Raw genomic sequence first — 15,448 nt, 5'->3', positions numbered from 1 at the left:
CCCTACTCGCTTCTACTCCTCTTCTTGTGTTTCGAAATAGAATTCCGCAAATACCTCGGCAAAAGCTTCAACTGATCGGTAGACTTCATCAAGTGTATTATCGACACCGCCAAATTCAATGATGATCGAATTTTCAGATAAGTCTTGATTGTAGAGTCCATTTGTACCTGCGCTTTCCGGTGCGTAAACTCCTCTGCTCAACCCATAGTATTGATCCTGCAGCCGTTCGTGCAACTCTTCTGCAAACAATGTATTTCTTTCAAAGTTTTCATTGTTAGTGCCAATGACGAAAATCGTTTGTGCGTAATCTTCACCATTAATATTTGCTGTTGTATTTTCTCGTCGGATAGAATCACGATGCACATCAAAGAAAAACGTTAGCTCATCATTTTCTGTCATCGCTTCTTCAACAATTTCACGCGAGACATCATATGATTGACCATACTGCCATCCGCGTTCGGATAAGCTCGAAGATATGTCAGATGTATCGACATCCGCTCCAATTCCTCGCTTAGCCAATTCTTGTCCTAAGCGTTCACCAGCAAGTGTAATATTTACACTGTCGTGAAAGGCATCGTCAGGATTGTCGCTGTCCCCTTTTAACTCTGGTAAAAACGATTCCCGGTTGTGCGAATGAATAATGTGAACCATTTTATCTGGCTCTTCCCCATCAGTAAGTTCGGCAATCGCTTCTCTCATTTCGTCCATTTCATCAAGACGCTCGGTAGCTGCTTCCCGCTCCTCCATCATTACTTCCATTGGTGGTGCTGATTCAACCGGCATTGTTGTAAAATCCAACCCTTCACCCGCAACGATAATATCTCCACCAAAATGGCCAATTCCCGGCAACTCTTGTCCTAACAAGCTTCTCGGATCGTCAGGGTCCAAGCTTGTAGCCAATTCAAATACAAGCGAAGAAACTTGTGGTGGTTCACTGCCTTCCGGTAATTCTTGCGTAAAGTAAGGATTTTCTGTACCCATTAAATAAATGAACACTTCATCTGTTAAATGTTCACTAAAACCTTTTAACTGTGCAGATGTCAAACTGTATCCTGGACCAAAAGCGGTCATAATTGCCGTAATAAGAAAAATGGATAACACCCCCAAAACGGAGGTGAAAAAATACTGTCTTAAACTGCTTGTCCGATTCCACAACGCATTTTTCGGTTTCCTGTATGGACGTTTCAAACAAAACCACCCTTTCCTGTCCGAGTTCCTATTTCAACTTTATGCCGGACAGGATAAGAGTAGAACCATTATTTTGTATAAGCCCCCACATTTCCTTGATCTACATTACCGTGGAGAGCAGCATTTAATCCTAGCGCTAACACATTACCCATATCATCTATGAATTCATCAACTTCTTTTGGGGTTACCATAAGATTATGCCCAAGAGGTGCAAGTACTTCCTGGATAAGTTTTCGTTTTTCATTTTCTTCAAGACTCCCAACAATCCCCATGTATTGTTTTCGCTCATTTTCGCCAGGAAGATCATCCTCTGTTAATACACGTTTTTCTCCAAACGACATGCCTGCTGGAGCTAAGGAGCGTTTCGGGTCATCTTTTTCTCTCATCTCTTTACCAAAATGTTTAAGCACATAATCTATAGTGTCACTTGTAATTGATACCGCGTCTACCACTGTCGGAATTCCAACAGCAATCACTGGTATTCCTAACGTATCGTAAGAGAGCTCTTTTCGCTTGTTGCCAACACCAGAACCCGGGTGGATGCCCGAATCAGAAATCTGAATCGTCGTGTTGACACGTTCAATAGATCGTGAAGCAAGGGCGTCAATAGCAATCACGAAGTCAGGTTTCGCTTTGTCTATTACGCCGAATATAATATCACTTGTTTCCAACCCGGTAAGCCCCATTACCCCGGGAGTAATCGCACTCACTGGACGAAAACCATCTTCTACATGTTCTGGTTGCAGCTCAAACAAATGATTGGTAATGAGCAGGTTTTCTACTACGATCGGCCCCAAAGCATCGGGTGTCACATTCCAGTTCCCCAAGCCAACAACAAGGCAGCTCGCATTCTTATCAATCCCTAATTCATTAAGAAAGTTACTGAATTCTTTAGCAAAAACTTCCTCCACTTGATCTTGAAGCTCACTATCTTTTCGGCGAATCCCTTGTACTTGCAGCGTCAAATATTTTCCGGCCTTCTTTCCGAGCTTTTCAGCACCAGAGTTGTCAATATCCACATGAGTGATTGATATATCTCCTTCTTCTCGCTCTTTAATGACCACTCCTTCTAAATGCTGGGTTTCCTGACCAGGTGGCTGACCCTCCTGCTCTTCCTCGCGTACGATTTCATGGGCTTCCACAGCCAGGTCCGTTCTAATCGTATAATTACTTAAATCCAATTCATTTTGTTCCATCTCGGTCACCTCTCACATTTTTGGTTATGTTTAGCATAAACATAACTTCTTCCTTTCATTCTTTTGTTGATTTTTAAATTCCCTTTTGGTACAATCCTTAGTGTTGCACACAAACCGGAACGTATTACGGTTGCATCAAGGAGGTGAAAGGCATGGCAAATATCAAATCAGCTCTTAAGCGCGGAAAGACAAGCGAAAAGCGTCGTGCGCAAAACGCTGCATTCAAATCTGATCTACGTTCATCTATCAAATCATTTGAAAAACAAATCGAAGCGAAAGATGTAGAAGCTGCAAAACAATCATTCTTGGTGGCAACCAAAAAGTTAGATAAAGCTTCTAATAAAGGTCTTCTTCATAAAAATGCAGCTAACCGTCAAAAGTCTCGTTTACAACAACAACTTAACGGTGTTACTGCGTAATGATCCAATAACTTGGCATGCTCGTCTCTGACGACTGCCATTTTATTTATGGATAAACCGCAATCGTACATAAAAACTCGAAGGCAGCCTGCGCCCTCGAGTTTTTTTAATGGACTTTTTGTTTTGCTAAAAATAATTCAACAGCTAATACTTTTTCAAGCTGGCCTGTCTTAATTTTATAATCAGTCTCAGCTAACTGATCAAGAATCGTTAGCAGTTCAAGATCATTAAAATGCTGCCCTTGTTGCCCAGCAAGCTTAACTGCATAAGGGTGAAGCTTCAATTGCGAGGCCATTTGCTTTTGAGAGTATCCTTGTTGACCTAGTTGTTTTACTTGGTAAATAATGCGAAATTGCCTTGCCAAAAGACTCAATATTTTGATCGGCTCTTCTTTTTGCTTTAACAAATCATCAAAAATCTGCCAAGCGACATCTAGCTTTCGTTTCACGACACCATCTACAAGAGCAAAAATGTTTTGCTCTAATGATCTTGCCACTAGTTCTTCCACAACTTGTTTTGTAATGATTCCGCCTTCACCTGTATAGATCGCCATTTTTTGTAATTCTGATGTCATAAGCATAAGTTCAGACCCAGTCAATGCAATTAACTGTTCTTTTGCATCGGCTTCAATTGTTACATTATTCTCCTTTGCCTTTTCATCAAGCCAGGCGAGCATTTCCTTTATTTCTAAAGGCTTTCCTTCCATTGTCCGGCCATGCTTTTTAAACAGCTTCGTCACTTTTTTGCGTTCATCTAGTTTTTCATGAGGAACGACAGCAATGAATACCGTTTCTGGAGCAGGCTGTTGTATGTATGCCTCTAGCTTTTTTAAATCATGCTCTACTTTTGAATTTACTTTACTTCCCGTAAAAAAATAAGCTTCTTTTAATATGACAACCCGTTTACTTCCCATAAAAGGAAATGTATATGCTTCTTCTACCGCTAACTCAACTGAAGCTTCCTTCATATCATATTGGGATAAATTAAATTCAAGCTCCTCTTCTTGTAACGCAGCTTTTATCAAACGCTGCAATGTATCCACCACTAAAAAAGATTCGCTCCCATACAATAAATATAGGCCACTAAGCTCTTGGCGGTTTATATGTTTTATCATGTCAAAATAAGACACCTAGCTGACACCTCTTTCTAAACAAACACGTCTCCACCTTAGTTTAGCATACGTTTTATTTTGACGGTAAATTTAAAGACAATAGTAAGAGGGGAATGAATCCGTGAGTTCATTCCCCATTTATGATAAACGCCACTAACCTCCACCGCGGATGAAGAACAGTGACGATAATCCTCTTTTCTTTTTGCTCTTTCTCTTAAGTATTAATTATGATATCCTATGCTTGGAGACTCTATAGGTGACAACTCTTAGCAAAAAAAGAAAAGAATACGCTTAATACAAATTCGCAACAGAACACCTGCTCACCGGTGTATTTTCTCTGGATTTTTTTATACATATCACGTATACTAAGGATGAAACAGGAGGGATAATCATGAACGAATTTGAAAAAAATGTACAAACGAAACGAAATGACTTTATCGATAGTGCTGTAGCATTTGTTGTCGTTTTTGGTTTTTTTGCAACGATTTTTATTATTGCTCAAGCGATTGATTTAATTTGGTAAAAACAGTACATATTATTTAACCCCCACACAGCGCCTTTCAAGCGTTGTGTTTTTGTTATGCTTTAAAAAATGCTGTTATTGTAAAGTCTGTACCTTTTTTAGCGTCAGGCACGCATCCACTTGCCTAACGCTAAAAAACAAATAGCCACAACCTTTTATAAAAAGCGGCTCAAGAAATATTGAACCTCATTAAAGGGGGAGTCAGACTTTTTAATACGTTAATTTTCTTCCGTCATCATCAACTCCCAAATCCTTTTTTTATCATGAAATCGAATAGTGATATCTCCATGTAGATCTGTCCGAAATACGTCCGTATATTTTAACCGGTCGAGTACTTCTTCATTTGGGTGTCCGAATCGGTTATTTCTTCCCACTGAGATAAGCGCAATTTTAGGATCGACTAAAGCGAGGAACTCCTCTCTTGATGACGTTCGGCTCCCATGGTGGGGAACTTTCAAAACGTCGGCTTGTAATGTAGGATGATCTTTAACAATTCTTTTTTCCGCCTCTTCTTCGATATCTCCAGTAAAAAGCCAGCTTCGCTCACCGAGAACTGTTTGCAAGACGATAGAGCGATCGTTTTCTGATGTTTCCGTCCCATTTGGCGACAAAATTTTAAATGGAATCGCTCCTACGTTCCATTTCATTCCTTCACTGACCTCTATAATTGGAATCTCCTGATCATTTAAACAACCTCGTACCTCCTTTTCAAGCTCTGACTCCATCCCGCCAATTGGATATAATACTTTTTTTACTGTCACTTGCTCAATGAGCATACATGTTTCTCCAAAATGATCAGCGTGACCGTGAGTTATGATTAACTTATCGATTGTCTGAATGCCTTTAGCGGCGAGATGAGGCAAGATAACTCGTTCACCTGGTCCGCTAAGTGTCACATCCTCCCCCCAGAAAACAAGCCCTCCAGTATCAATCAAGTAAACACGATCTCGGTATGGAAGTTCAATTAATGTCGCATCTCCCTGCCCTACATTTAACATCGTTACCGCTCCATACCCGCTTAAATAGGGATATACCATTTGACTGACCATCAACACAACGACCGACATGAACGCTAAAAACTGGTACTGAATCCCTTTTGATTCCCATACAAATATGAAAACGAAAATGCTCCCAAACAATAAAAGAATCATAAGGAATGACGGCTGACCAAAGCTAAGACGGACTGACGAAAAACCGTTTAAAAAAAGCATTAATTCGTGTGTGTAGTATAGCGGCAAAGAAACCCCCTGGAAAAGCCACTCGGCTAAAAGAGGAAAAGCCGGTAGTATTAAAACAATAATTAGTGATAAAGGTAATACCCAGAAAGAAATCATTGGGATGAACAGAATATTGAATGGCAAACTTAGTAAAGAAATTTCGTAAAAGTGGTAGATAACAATAGGAAAAGAGGCAAGCTGAGCGAGGCAAGTAACTCGGAAGATCGTTGAAAGCGTCCGATCCGTTCTTGTGAGAATTCGACCTGACGTTAGAAGAACAAAACTCGTTAAAAATGAAAGCTGAAACCCAAGATGATAGATAAAATACGGATCCCATATAAGCAACAACATGAATACCATACAAATACCATTGACCGGTTTTACTTTCGTATTAAAGAAAGAAGCACCAATAACGACCATTACCATGGAGGACGCTCTTATGACAGAGGGAGCACCACCGGCAAGAATAATATAGACAGGTAAAAAAAGAAACAAACTAAGTCGAGAAGACTCTTTTGTCATCCCAAACCTTTGTAGAGCAACTATAATTAAAAAGCTAATGAGCCCCACGTGTAAACCAGAAACAGCAAGCAAATGACTCACACCAATCGTTTGGTATGCCACTCGATGTTCTTCTGTTATGCTCGATCGATCACCAAATACTAAAGCACGAATAACTGCAATGGACTGCGCATCTCTTTCTTGTTGGTAAAGCTGATCTAATTGTTTGATCCCCGACTCTCGAAAAGACAACAGCGTTCTTCGTAACGAAAAGCCAGGAGGGTTGCATTGAAAGCTACTCGCAGGATTTACTCGGAAAACCCAGTGAATCGATTGCTCTCTCAAAAATCTTCGATAATCAAAGCCATAATGGTTCTGCATAGATGATGGTAACTCATATTCACCTTCAAAATTACATTCACTTCCATAAGTTAATTTTGGAAGAAAATCGCTTGATTCGAGAAACATCTGTACCTTTTCACCATTACCAAGCCTCGTGACAAAGCGGTAGCGATTGTCAGCAAACGTGGGCGTTTCTATAATTTTTCCTGTCGCGACTGTTGCTTCACCCGATATTTGTGACTGGTTATTCATTATCGTAACATAACCCCAACTTAAGAAGAACCCAATACAAATAACTAGCTTTATACCTGTTGAAAGTGTAATCGCTTTTCTGTGAGCAAAAAAAATAACACAACAAAGGACAGTGAAAGCTATGGACCAAAAAGAAGCTCCTTCCATAGACCATAGCAAAGCACTTAGTGCTGCAATTGCAAATAAATAAGGAGGATGCACGTTCTAGTACCTTCTTTCTTTTTCCATTTCTTTGCTTTCATAAAACCAGTTACCTTGTGTGTATTGATGGATACGATAAAGTCTTTAGTTGATGAAATATAGTTGGGGGGGGAAAGTATGTATCAAAAGGCCAAAACCAACCTTTTGATACAACTCTTTAAGAAGAGGTATACAGCTTATTCGCTTTTTCTTTGAGTGTTTGCAGCTCTTTTTCTTCTAAACCTAACTTTTCTAATTGACTAAGGAGGTTTGCAGTAAACGTAAGTTTTTCTTGATTTTGAGTATCTAAAATCATTTCTTCTAATTCAACTTGCTCGACTTCAATACCAGCTTGTTCAAAAAGTTCAATAGCGTATGGATTATTTTTATATTCAGTTGCAAAATACATTTTTTTAATTCCTGCTTGAATAATTGCTTTACAGCAGTTTAAACAAGGAAAATGAGTCACATACATTTCAGACCCAGCGGTAGGAACGCCAAATTTGGCACATTGCAACAAGGCATTCATCTCTGCATGTATTGTTCTGACACAGTGATTATCAATGACGTAACACCCTTCGTCAATACAGTGCTTCCCTCCAGAAATCGAGCCATTATAACCTCCGGCGATAATTCGTTTATCTCGAACAATGGTTGCTCCCACCATTAACCTCGTACAAGTGGATCTAAGAGCAAGTAAATGGCTTTGAGCCATAAAGTATTGATGCCATGATATCCTTTCCAAGGTAGGTACCTCCTCTAATGTTGATCTTGATCGTTTCTTATCTACTTTAGTGTAGACAAGACACTTTCATTTCGTCAATCTTTAACCTTCCTTCACTTCTTACCTTGTTCGAATGAGCGCTTCAAGTTGCTCAAACGTTTTATCTCCAATCCCCGGAACATTTTTTATCTCCTCTATTTGTGAAAAAGGCCCTTGTTCTTCACGATAAAGAATGATGGCAGCAGCCTTTGAAGGACCGATTCCCGGTAAGGTCTCAATTTCACCTTGATCCGCGCCGTTAATGTTTAATTGATCACCTCCTCCAGCGCTATCATTCTCACCAACACCTGTAATCATTGCCTCTTCCTCACCGATGAAAGGGACGTAAATGACCATTTCGTCATGAACACGTAAAGCCAAATTCACAGCGGCTTCATTGGCTTCTTCTGTTATACCGTTTGCTAAAGCTAATGCATCTTTTACCCTCATTCCTTCTTCCATTTCATAAACGCCCGGTCGGCTCACAGCTCCCTTTACGTCCACAAAAATGTCTACGGATTCCAAGATTTCTTGGTCCGCGTCTTCCATGAAACTTTGGGAAGCTGCCGGTGTATCTAGATTAGCCTCTTCTTCCCAATCTAATGTTGAAGAGGAAGGGTACAATCGAAACAAGATAAAAAACGCAAGAATACTTCCTCCTATAATATAAGGGAGGAAAGGTTTAAGCTTCATAAGGTTCATCATGTCAACCTCCTTCACAATATTATTTTCAAAAGAATTGTTCATAACATAGTAGGCCTTCTCATACAATGAATGGAAAAGACGTGTGAAAAGGAGGGGCTTCGATTGAGGAAGATTGGGTTTATTGGAACCGGGAGCATGGGGCGAATTCTCATTGAGTCAATGTTAGAATCTGAAACAGCGCTGCCTACTCAATTGACCATTCATAATCGCACAATGGAAAAAGCCTGCGAAATAGCAGCTCATCATAAAGGGGTAACCGTTACACCTGGCATAGGGTCAGTAATCAAAAAGTGTGATTGGATTTTTTTATGCGTAAAGCCTTTACAAATGATTCCGATCCTTGAAGAGTATAAAGATGAATTGCACCATGAAAAAACCCTCATCTCCATTACAAGTCCAATCTCTATTGAACAATTAGAGAAGATCGTAAAATGTAAAGTCGTTCGATTTGTACCTAGCATTGTTAACCGTGCGAATAGAGGAGCGTCGTTGCTCACTTACGGCTCTTCCCTTACCTATTTGGAAAAATCAACCTTCCGCGAATTTTTCTCAGGTTTTTCAAGCCCTTTAGAAATTGATGAAGCGATTACTCGGGTGTCTTCGGATATCGCCAGTTGCGGCCCGGCTTTTATAAGTTTTCTTGTTGAAAAGATGATTGATGCGGCAGTCGCCGAAACTGAAATCACAAAGGAAGAAGCTAGGCATTTAGCAGAGCATATGCTAATTGGTTATGGGGCATTGTTACAGGAGAAACTATTTGATCTTACTTCACTGCAAAAAAGAGTGACGGTTCCAGGAGGAGTGACCGGAGAAGGGTTGAAGATACTCCAGAATGAAACAGGTGATATGTTTCATAAGTTGTTTGTTCGTACGCACGAAAAATTTGATGAAGACAAATACTTTATCCAAAAACAAATGGAAAAGGAGCAACGGGAAACATAACCCTTGCTCCTTTTATTTTCGACAATAATTTATTATTTCCTTCTTTTTTTTGCATAAAAGAAAATTCGGTCAGTCTGATGGATAGGAGCTTTTTCACCAAAAGCTGCAGATATTTCTACGATTTCAAACCCACAATCATCTAAAATCGAGGCATAGACCGATGAATCAAATGTCCGCTGTGAATGAGCTTCGTCTACTCTCTCATATATTCCGACTTCATTTTTTATAAAGAACGTTAGCTCGTGTTCAACACTGTTTTCCAATTCCCCGGGCTGAGCGAACCAAATATAGGATACATCTTCATCATTTTCCGCGTAAACTTTATAGTCAAAATCCGTATCCATTTTATAAGGTGAGTGAACGTCAAAAAGTAAAACACCATCATCAGATAATATAGCTGCAATTGCTTCAAATGTTAAACGTACTTGGTCTTCTTCCATTAAATAATTCATCCCGTCACAAAATACAGTAACAGCATCGATATTTTGAAATCCGGATAATTGCTGCATATCTTGTCTGACAAACGTAATATTTTCTTTCGCCTCATCGGCCTTATGTTTTGCAACCGAAAGCATTTCCTCTGAAAGGTCGACCCCCGATATGTTATAGCCTTCTTGTGCCATTTTTAAAGTAAATGTCCCAGTCCCACAAGCAACGTCAACGATTGTCGTTCCTTTAGGTAAACGTTCTTGGGCATAACTCACCCATGATTCATATGGAGCATCGGTCATTAACCGGTCGTAAATATAAGCAAAGTGTTGATACGTCATCCTAATCTCCTTACTATAGCTTCAAAACCGCATCCAGATTAATATCTCGTGCATCAGCCCAAAGTTTTTCAAGGTTATAATAATGTCGGTCTTCTTTATGGAAAACGTGGACGATTACATCATCTAAATCGATAAGTACCCAACGGGACTGGTCTGTCCCTTCCATTCGCTTTACTTCAAGACCAGCCTCTTGGGCTTTATCCCTTACTTCGTGAGCAATTGCTTCTACTTGTTTTTCTGAATTTCCGTGACAAATGACAAAGAAATCTGCCATAAGAGATACCCCTTCCATATCAAGGGCAACAATATTTTCTGCTCGTTTATCATCTACGGCTTGGACCGCTAAGTCTAACAATTCATTTGGCTTCATAAAGGTGTTAATTCCTCCTCTTATTTATTGGAACAAGATCATTGTAGGCGTACAGAGTATCCGGAAAAATTGGCTGATGCTTTTTTGCAAGAAAATGAACCGTATTAGATAAAGCTAAAAAGCAAGCATCATCTAACGAAACTTCAGCTCTTTTTCTTACTTCTTCGATACCTGAGAAACGTCTTCCCGGTTCAATGTAGTCGGCTAAAAAAATGATTTTTTCGATTAGCTTCATTTTTGCACGACCTGTCGTATGATATAAAATCGCAAGCAAAATCTCCTCGTCATCTATACCTAATTCATTTTTTACATAAATCGCCCCTGCTGGAGCATGTAAAACCGCTTCTCCAAATTCCGTCCATTCATCTGTGATCCAGTCCGTATTACGAATCGTTGTCTTCATGCCTTCAGAAGGATGGTATTTAGCGATGTCGTGTAAAATAGCAGCCAATCTCACTTGTTTCACTGGAGCGTGGTACTGTTCAGCTAATTTCTGTGCAGTGTCAACTACTCTGACAGTATGATCAAACCGTGCAGGTTTTAGTTCCTTCTTCACAGCTTCAAATGCAACTGCTTCATTCATATAAGTGCCGCTCCTTGATGTAGGATGCGACTTCTTTGGGTAATAAAAATGAGTTAAGGGTCCTCGTTTTTATTTTTTCTCGAATTAACGTAGATGAAACATTAATCTTCGGACTATCCAGTAAATGGATCATAATATCCAGCTCAGTTTTCGCTTGATAACCCGGACGTTTCATTCCGACAAACGTCACCATCTCCGAAATCTCCTCAATGTTTTTCCACTCTGCTAACGTATCAATGCTGTCACCACCAAGGATAAAAAACAACGAAGTCTCTGGGTGGTTATGTTTCAATTTCTTAATAGTATCCACTGTATAAGAAGGACCTTCTCGTTCCAGCTCTATCGTATTTAGCTCAAAATTCGGGTGTCCTTGACAAAGCCTTCGTACCATTTCCCATCGATCCGTATTTGTAGTTTGGCTCATTTTCTTTTTGTGGGGCGGAATCCGGTTTGGAATCCACCAAATAAGGTCAAGCCCAAGGTTAATCCTTGCTTCCTCAGCGAGAATGGCGTGTCCTATATGCGGGGGATCGAACGTTCCGCCGAGGATGCCAATTCGTTTGTTCATAGCGCACTCCTTATGGTAAGTCGATTGTTTTCTGGTTCTCAGATTCTTTGTATAAAATAATCGTACTTCCAATAACTTGCACAACGTAAGCCCCTGCTCCATTAGAAAGGGCTTCTGCTACGTCATGTTTATCTTCATCACAGTTTTGAAGGATACTTACCTTAATTAGTTCACGCACTTCCAGAGCCTCGCCTACCTGGGTAATTAAGTTTTCGTTGACCCCACCTTTACCTACTTGAAAGATCGGTTTAATGTTATGCGCCTTTGATCGCAAAAAACGCTTCTGACTTCCAGTTAATTCCATATTGATCAATCTCCTCTTTCCTTCATTAATTCTTCCACTACAGCTTTCCTCATAATATCTCTTGGTGCAGACTGACCTGTCCAAAGCTCAAAAGCAAGAGCTCCTTGATTAACAAACATACCCAGTCCATTAATTGTTTTTGCTCCTTTTTTCTCTGCTTCTTGCAACCAGCGTGTCTTTAATGGAGTATAAATTAAGTCACAAACAACCGCGCCCCGCTTTAGGGTTTCAAGTGAAAAAGGCATCCGATCCATATCAGGGTGCATCCCGATTGATGTAGTATTAATAATGATATCAAACCCAGTTAAACCTGCTTGAGCTAACCCCCGAGGATAAACATTTATGGATTGAAACGGTTCACAAATCTTCGCAATCTCAGCTGCTTTCCCAAGCGTCCGATTCGTAATAGCCAATTCTTCTACACCATAGCGGGCTAATGACACTGCAACACTTCGGGCAGCTCCGCCAGCACCTACTAGCAATACTTTTTTATTCTGAATACTTTCATCAGATTCTTGTATGAGTGAATCTAAAAAACCTTGACCATCTGTATTATAACCAACCAATCTTCCGTCCCGGTGAACGACCGTATTGACAGCTGCAATCGCTTTGGCTTCTTCTGAAATTTCATCTAAATAGTCGATTACCGCGACTTTATGAGGGAGTGTTATATTAACTCCGGTAAGCTGTTCGGTGCGGATACTTTTGACAGCCAGTTCCAGATCATTAGGTGCAATCTCAAAAGCTTCATAAGTTGCCTTAATGTTTAAATGTGCATATGCCGCTTTATGCATACAAGGCGACATAGAGTGAGAAACTGGGTGTCCAAACACTCCCATATGTAATTGCACAATATCCCTCCTATACTACATGTTTCAAAGTGAGCATTGAGCTTTGAGCATTCACTTTCCATATACTCAATAAACATAAGCAACATTTCTTAAAATTATAGCCTAATAAAAGGAAGGTCTCGTACCTGCTTGAACTCCTTTTGGCACATAGGCACGGATAATCGTTCCTTTTCCATGGACTGTTACCCAGCCAAGACCAGAAAAGACAATATCCGTTTTATCGTTAGTCAGTTTAAACTCATGCTTCACGAGGGAAGGGAATTTGTCAACATCTTTCAATTTCGGTGGGCTCAAGAGCTCCCCTAAATGATTAGCATAAAGTTCGTCGGCTTTTTCAGTTTTCGTCCGGTGAATATGTAACTCATTTGACATATGGACCACAAATGATTGACTGTCTCCTTTTGCAAAATCCAATCGTGCAAGGCCCCCGAAAAACAATGTTTGTCCCTCATCTAATTGGAAGACCTTTGTTTTAATTTCTTTACGCGGTGTAATCACCTTTAAGTCATCTTTAACAACTAAATGAGCCATTTGATGATGGTTGATAATCCCCGGTGTATCAAATAGCGAACTCCCATCATCCAAAGGTATGTCGATCATGTCTAACGTTGTTCCAGGCACATTGGAGGTAGTAATTAAAAAGTCTTCTTCTCCTCCGAACTCTTTTATCAATCTGTTAATAAACGTCGACTTCCCTACGTTCGTACAACCGACAATATATACGTCTTTACCATCACGATATTGCTCAATGAGGTCAGCTGTCTCCATGACACCTTCACCTGTTGAAGCACTCATCAAATGAACATCTACCGGCTTCAAACCGTTCTCTTTTGCAGATTGCTTCATCCACTGTATAATTTTAGGATGCTTGATCGACCTTGGAAGAACATCCGCTTTATTTCCCACTAATAAGACAGGGCTATTATTTACAAAGCGGTGAAGTCCCGGTAACCAACTCCCATGAAAATCAAAAATATCAACAATTTTGACGATGAGCGCATCTTTTGATCCAATCTCATTGAGTATTTTTAAGAAATCATCATCATTAAGAGGTACATCTTGTACTTCGTTATAATGCTTCAAACGAAAGCAACGTTGACAAATAACCACATCTCGCTCAAGAGCTTGAGACGGGGTATAGCCAAGGGCATTTTTATCTGTCGTTTGAATCGAAATTCCACAGCCGGCACACATCATTCTGCGTTCTTCTTCTCGTTCTCCCATTCTATTAACCCCTTTCGTTCCATCCACCTAAACACAACTCGTTCCATTCTTCGGTTAAATTTTGTAAATACTCCATCAGACTTGGCTACAGGTACAACGAGAATAGTATGAAAGCTACCTCGGTTTCCCCCCAGAATATCCGTTAATAACTGGTCACCTATAACTACAGCTTCATGCTTGTTAATTTTCATAAGCCTGCATGCCGTGTTAAATGCCTTCGTCATCGGTTTTTTTGCACTATGAATGAACGTGAGTTCATGGGGATCGGAAAAGTGTTTCACCCTTTTCTCATTGTTATTCGAGACAACGACAATATCGATGCCATATGATTTTACTTTTTTAAACCATTCAATTAACTCTTCCGTTGCATTTGGACGATCCCATTCCACAAGAGTGTTGTCAAGGTCGGTAATAATGCCTTTAATACCTCGCTCTTTTAATTCCTCAATGGAAATATCGTAAATTGAAGGTACGTATTGGTCAGGTACAAATTGATTTAACAATCAGAGCCCTCCATAATCCTTACCTCTTATAATAAGTGAATGCTCAAAGTTAGTTCACAGACTTTTTGAACATCCTCTACAAGGCGTATTTTAGCTACCCTTCATAATACCCCTTTTAACAACATGATTTCAATCGTTACCTTAAAAAATCTCCAATCAACCATGATATTCTTTTATCTTTCCTAAATTGAACAAAAACATTTCGACATATTTCACAGATAGACGTAACTGTGGAAAACGATATACACATTTTCCATGATGTATTACAAGAGTCGCCAATTGTTATGAACAGATTATCCACAACTTATCCACGGACAATTGTGGATAAGACGAACGGTTGTTCTAGTAAACATTATCTGATAGTATCAAATCAGATTCAGATTTTATCAATAATTAGATGCGGAAATTTTTATACATGGACAAGCTCGGAGTGAACTTATTATGAGGAGGTGAAGCTGCCATGAGGCGGCATGGGGCAATGCGACATCTCTCTGACGACCTTTTACTAGAAACCTACCAGAAAGCACGCGAACTGAAATTGAATGATGATTTTATTTTTCTCATTTCACAAGAACTGGAGCGCCGTTCAATCATTGATCAGCTAGAATCTACACATAAGATTCACCATTAACGAACACCACCGACTTCCCTTCATCGGCGCTCGATCTGGATATATTCTCTCGGATGAAACTTCAAGTCATCGATCAAAAGCTGCCCATCTACTTGATATCCTTCTAGACGCTCTTCGTCAAATGCGTTTATTTGACGACCTACAATATTTTTTGTCACTTCCAAATGCAACGGTATCGAGGCGACACATAGCGCAAAAAATACACCAAACGAAATATAAATTTTCTTTTTCATCAATACCACTCCTATTCCTTACTTTTAGAGTGGTATTTTTTTGTGCCTAATATACCTTAAATGCTTAAAAAA

The 15,448-nt window shown here is 39.8% G+C and carries 19 protein-coding genes; 4 read left to right on the top strand and 15 right to left on the bottom strand.

Annotation, left to right across the window (positions count from 1 at the left end):
* Positions 1–12: 12 nt before the first annotated feature.
* Together CDZ94_RS00440 and gpr are read right to left on the bottom strand one after the other, a co-directional pair.
* Positions 13–1,188, bottom strand: a complete 1,176-nt coding sequence (locus CDZ94_RS00440) for a stage II sporulation protein P (protein ID WP_096434577.1) — start codon at positions 1,186–1,188, stop codon at positions 13–15.
* 68 nt (positions 1,189–1,256) lie between these two features.
* Entirely contained in the window at positions 1,257–2,384 is a 1,128-nt protein-coding gene (gpr, locus tag CDZ94_RS00435; RefSeq protein WP_096434575.1) for a GPR endopeptidase, read from the bottom strand.
* 152 nt (positions 2,385–2,536) lie between these two features.
* On the opposite strand from gpr, the gene rpsT reads away from it, so the two are divergent.
* Positions 2,537–2,803, top strand: a complete 267-nt coding sequence (gene rpsT, locus CDZ94_RS00430; RefSeq protein WP_096434573.1) for a 30S ribosomal protein S20 — start codon at positions 2,537–2,539, stop codon at positions 2,801–2,803.
* A gap of 106 nt (positions 2,804–2,909) precedes the next feature.
* Here rpsT and holA read toward each other — a convergent pair whose 3' ends face one another.
* Positions 2,910–3,917 (bottom strand): DNA polymerase III subunit delta, encoded by a 1,008-nt coding sequence (gene holA, locus CDZ94_RS00425; RefSeq protein ID WP_096440466.1) that lies wholly within the window; start codon positions 3,915–3,917, stop codon positions 2,910–2,912.
* A 388-nt stretch (positions 3,918–4,305) separates the two neighbouring features.
* Here holA and CDZ94_RS00420 point away from each other — a divergent pair, with 388 nt between their 5' ends.
* Complete coding sequence (locus CDZ94_RS00420) at positions 4,306–4,437, top strand: YqzM family protein (protein ID WP_096434571.1); 132 nt, start codon at positions 4,306–4,308, stop codon at positions 4,435–4,437.
* Positions 4,438–4,655: 218 nt separating this feature from the next.
* On the opposite strand, the gene CDZ94_RS00415 is transcribed toward CDZ94_RS00420, so the two are convergent.
* The 3 genes from CDZ94_RS00415 to CDZ94_RS00405 all read right to left on the bottom strand — a co-directional run bounded on the left by CDZ94_RS00415 (position 4,656) and on the right by CDZ94_RS00405 (position 8,397).
* Positions 4,656–6,896: a DNA internalization-related competence protein ComEC/Rec2 gene (locus CDZ94_RS00415; RefSeq protein WP_232735830.1), complete on the bottom strand. Its 2,241-nt coding sequence runs from the start codon at positions 6,894–6,896 to the stop codon at positions 4,656–4,658.
* Between the two features lie 211 nt (positions 6,897–7,107).
* The gene (locus tag CDZ94_RS00410; protein ID WP_096434567.1) at positions 7,108–7,674 is read right to left on the bottom strand and encodes a ComE operon protein 2; all 567 of its coding nucleotides are present in this window, start codon (positions 7,672–7,674) and stop codon (positions 7,108–7,110) included.
* A 99-nt stretch (positions 7,675–7,773) separates the two neighbouring features.
* Complete coding sequence (locus CDZ94_RS00405; protein WP_198520854.1) at positions 7,774–8,397, bottom strand: helix-hairpin-helix domain-containing protein; 624 nt, start codon at positions 8,395–8,397, stop codon at positions 7,774–7,776.
* 102 nt (positions 8,398–8,499) lie between these two features.
* Between CDZ94_RS00405 and comER the strand changes: the two genes are divergently transcribed.
* Entirely contained in the window at positions 8,500–9,339 is an 840-nt protein-coding gene (comER, locus tag CDZ94_RS00400) for a late competence protein ComER (RefSeq protein ID WP_280951810.1), read from the top strand.
* Positions 9,340–9,371: 32 nt separating this feature from the next.
* Here the strand turns inward: comER and CDZ94_RS00395 are convergent, their stop codons facing one another.
* The 8 genes from CDZ94_RS00395 to CDZ94_RS00360 form a co-directional block, all read right to left on the bottom strand.
* Positions 9,372–10,109 carry a class I SAM-dependent DNA methyltransferase gene (locus CDZ94_RS00395; protein ID WP_096434561.1) on the bottom strand — a complete coding sequence of 246 codons (738 nt, stop codon included), beginning with the start codon at positions 10,107–10,109 and terminating at the stop codon, positions 9,372–9,374.
* Positions 10,110–10,122: 13 nt separating this feature from the next.
* Positions 10,123–10,479 carry a ribosome silencing factor gene (gene rsfS / locus CDZ94_RS00390; RefSeq protein WP_096434559.1) on the bottom strand — a complete coding sequence of 119 codons (357 nt, stop codon included), beginning with the start codon at positions 10,477–10,479 and terminating at the stop codon, positions 10,123–10,125.
* A 7-nt stretch (positions 10,480–10,486) separates the two neighbouring features.
* Positions 10,487–11,062 carry a bis(5'-nucleosyl)-tetraphosphatase (symmetrical) YqeK gene (gene yqeK, locus CDZ94_RS00385; RefSeq protein ID WP_096434557.1) on the bottom strand — a complete coding sequence of 192 codons (576 nt, stop codon included), beginning with the start codon at positions 11,060–11,062 and terminating at the stop codon, positions 10,487–10,489.
* The gene (locus CDZ94_RS00380; RefSeq protein WP_096434555.1) at positions 11,055–11,630 is read right to left on the bottom strand and encodes a nicotinate-nucleotide adenylyltransferase; all 576 of its coding nucleotides are present in this window, start codon (positions 11,628–11,630) and stop codon (positions 11,055–11,057) included. The genes yqeK and CDZ94_RS00380 overlap by 8 nt, the downstream gene beginning before the upstream one ends.
* Positions 11,631–11,640: 10 nt before the next feature.
* The gene (yhbY, locus tag CDZ94_RS00375) at positions 11,641–11,934 is read right to left on the bottom strand and encodes a ribosome assembly RNA-binding protein YhbY (RefSeq protein WP_096434553.1); all 294 of its coding nucleotides are present in this window, start codon (positions 11,932–11,934) and stop codon (positions 11,641–11,643) included.
* A gap of 5 nt (positions 11,935–11,939) precedes the next feature.
* Positions 11,940–12,785: a shikimate dehydrogenase gene (gene aroE / locus CDZ94_RS00370; protein WP_096434551.1), complete on the bottom strand. Its 846-nt coding sequence runs from the start codon at positions 12,783–12,785 to the stop codon at positions 11,940–11,942.
* A gap of 102 nt (positions 12,786–12,887) precedes the next feature.
* Complete coding sequence (gene yqeH / locus CDZ94_RS00365; RefSeq protein WP_096434549.1) at positions 12,888–14,009, bottom strand: ribosome biogenesis GTPase YqeH; 1,122 nt, start codon at positions 14,007–14,009, stop codon at positions 12,888–12,890.
* A complete protein-coding gene (locus CDZ94_RS00360; RefSeq protein WP_096434547.1) occupies positions 13,979–14,512 on the bottom strand; it encodes a YqeG family HAD IIIA-type phosphatase in 534 nt (177 codons plus the stop codon). Before CDZ94_RS00360 ends, yqeH begins: the two co-directional genes overlap by 31 nt.
* Positions 14,513–14,972: 460 nt before the next feature.
* Between CDZ94_RS00360 and CDZ94_RS00355 the strand changes: the two genes are divergently transcribed.
* Positions 14,973–15,143 (top strand): sporulation histidine kinase inhibitor Sda, encoded by a 171-nt coding sequence (locus CDZ94_RS00355; protein ID WP_425352515.1) that lies wholly within the window; start codon positions 14,973–14,975, stop codon positions 15,141–15,143.
* A gap of 20 nt (positions 15,144–15,163) precedes the next feature.
* Here the strand turns inward: CDZ94_RS00355 and CDZ94_RS00350 are convergent, their stop codons facing one another.
* Positions 15,164–15,376: a hypothetical protein gene (locus CDZ94_RS00350; RefSeq protein WP_096434545.1), complete on the bottom strand. Its 213-nt coding sequence runs from the start codon at positions 15,374–15,376 to the stop codon at positions 15,164–15,166.
* Positions 15,377–15,448 lie beyond the last annotated feature (72 nt).

It is taken from the genome of Alteribacter populi (assembly GCF_002352765.1).
GTDB lineage: Bacteria > Bacillota > Bacilli > Bacillales > Salisediminibacteriaceae > Alteribacter > Alteribacter populi.
This window is presented reverse-complemented; position numbering and strand designations above follow the sequence as displayed.